The organism is Streptomyces sp. SA15 (assembly GCF_002291145.1).
In the GTDB taxonomy this organism is placed as follows: domain Bacteria; phylum Actinomycetota; class Actinomycetes; order Streptomycetales; family Streptomycetaceae; genus Streptomyces.
The window spans coordinates 1-2,453 of record NZ_NTGE01000176.1; the positions used below are offsets into that span (position 1 = coordinate 1).

Below are 2,453 nucleotides of genomic sequence, written 5' to 3' on the forward strand. Positions count from 1 at the left end.
TGGACGGCCTCCGACACGCCGATCCCGGCGGGCGATCCGGCCCGTGGCGTCTTCGCCCTCGCCTTCCGCGACCGCACGCACGGCCTCGCGGTCGGCGGCGACTACCGCCCGGACCAGACCTCGCCGCCGCCCGCGAGGCGTGGCGTGAGTTGCTGGAAGCGGCGCCCGAGGACGACCTGGACGAGGCCAACTTCTTCGCGGCGGGCGGTGATTCGGTCCTCGCCGTACAGCTGGTCGCGCGGCTGCGCCAGGCCGGCTTCGACCTGACCGTCCGCCGGATCTACCGCCACCCGACACCCGCCGACCTGGCCCGCTCCCTCGCCGAGTCCCCGGCGCCGGCCCCCGCGGTGACGGAGTCCCCGGCCGCGGACACCCCGTCACGGGGCCCCACGGCAACGGCGCCCGACACCGACTCGCCGCCCTCCGCCCCGGTCCCGGACCTCTCCCCCGTCCAGTCCTGGTTCTTCGAGAAGGTCTGCCAGGGCCGGGCGCACTGGAACCAGTCCGTCGCGGTGCGTCTGCGCAAGCCCGTGGATCCTCTGCTGTTACGTCTGGCCCTCCAGGTCGTCGTGACCGCGCACCCCGCGCTGACCGCGCGCATCGAGCCCGGTGGACCGGCGGGGCATCGTGTACGGCCGGCCGGCCCGCCCACGGGCCAGGGCGTGCGCGATCTGCTCACGGTGGCCGACGGGGCCGGTGCCGACGAGGCCGAGCGGCTGTGGCGGGAGGCCCAGCGGAGCCTGGACCCCGCCGTCGGCCGCACCGTCCGGGCGCTGCTGCGGCGCGGCGGTCCCGACGGCGACGAACTGCGGATCACGGCACACCACCTGGTGGTCGACGCCGTCTCGTGGGGCATCGCGCTGGCCGACCTGGACGCTGCGCTCACCGCGCTGGAGAACGGTGAGCTGCCGCGGCTCCCGCCCGAGGACACGACGGAACGGCAGTGGGCCGCCCGGCTCGCCCTCGCCGCCCGTGAGGCGGACGGCGCGGAGTACTGGCGGGCGGTGTCCCGTGCCCGGCAGGAGTGCGACGGGCTGCTCGCGTCCGTACCCCCGGGCCCGGAGGCGGAGAGGCGGCACGACGGCTTCTCGCTGGACCGGGACGCGACCTCGCGGCTCCTCACCGAGGTGCCCCAGCGCCTGGGACAGCCGGTGCACGCGGTGCTGACCGGCGCAGTGGCGCTGGCGCTGGCCCGCTGGCGGGGCTGCCGCATCGTGACGTTCGACGTCGAGACCACGGGCCGGCCCGCCGGGGAGCCGATGCGGGGCACCGACGGGCCCGGCCCGGCGGATCTGTCGAGGACGGTGGGGTGGCTGACGTCGGTCGACCCGGTGGTGCTGAGCGGCCCCCGGGAGGCCGGCGCCGAGACCTACCTGCGCGAGGTCGGCGCCGCGCTCGCCGCACGGCCGGACTGCGCAGGCTTCCTGACGTACCGTCACCTGTCGCCGGACCCGGAACTGCGTGAGGAACTGGCCGCCATGCCCGCCGCCCTGGTCTGCGTGAACCACCTGGGTCAGGCCGACCGGCTCGTCGTCTCCCCCCGGATGTCCCCCGCCCCGCCCCCGCCGGAGGACCGGTCCGCGCGGGCCGAGCGGCTGTACGCGGCCGAGGTGTACTCCGTCGTACGGGAGGGACGGCTGCGGGTCGGTGTGGCCTGGGCGCCGTCGCCGAGCGACGGCCTGGACGCCGACAGCGTACGGGCCCTGTCCGGCCACTTGCGCGCGGTCCTCGACGAACTCGCCGTCCGTGACACGTCCGTTGGCACGAGCCCTGCCGCCGACCTGACAGGTTCCCTCGCCCCCGCCACCGAATCCGGCCCCGGCGGTGCCCCACCGTGTGCCTGGCCGTTGACCCCGCAGCAGTACGGCGCGGTCGTGGAGGCGCTCGCCGCACCGTCCCCGGGGCGGCACGTGGAGCAGTTCCACTGGTGGTGGCGCGGCGCCTTCGACCGGGGCCGCTTCGAGCGGGCCTGGCGCGTGCTGTTCCGCCGCCACGCCGTCCTACGCGCCCGTGTGACGGACGGGGCCGCTCCCCTGCTGTCCGCCGCGCCGGACGTCGAACCGGCACTGAGCTGGTCCCGGGCCACCGCGACGCCGGGCAGCCCGGTGCCGTCCTGGCAGGAGGTGGTGCGCGCCGAACGGGACCGGGGCTTCGCGCCCGGTGAGGCGCCGCTGCTGCGGGTCACGGTCCGCGAGGAGCCGGAGGGGCACCGCGTCCTGCTGACGCTGCACCACGCCCTGCTGGACGGCTGGAGCATCGCGCTGCTGCTGGAGGAGTTGTACGAGGCGTACCTGGACGGCACCGACCCGGCGTCGGTCGTCGAGCGGCGCCCCGACCTGCGCGACCACGCGCGGTGGCTGGCGGAGCGGGACACCGACGGTGCGCGCGCCCTCTGGGGCCGTCGGCTCGGCGGGCCCGGTGCGGCGGACGCGGCGGTGCTGCCCGGCCTGCCG

The 2,453-nt window shown here is 76.8% G+C and carries 1 protein-coding gene and 1 pseudogene; both read left to right on the forward strand.

Annotated elements, in window-relative coordinates:
• Nucleotides 1-136 (forward strand): annotated as a pseudogene (locus CLM62_RS52340) (oxidoreductase); the annotation flags it as partial.
• 13 nt (nucleotides 137-149) lie between these two features.
• The coding region (locus tag CLM62_RS38575) for a condensation domain-containing protein (protein ID WP_257004334.1) at nucleotides 150-2,453 on the forward strand (2,304 nt) is incomplete at its 3' end.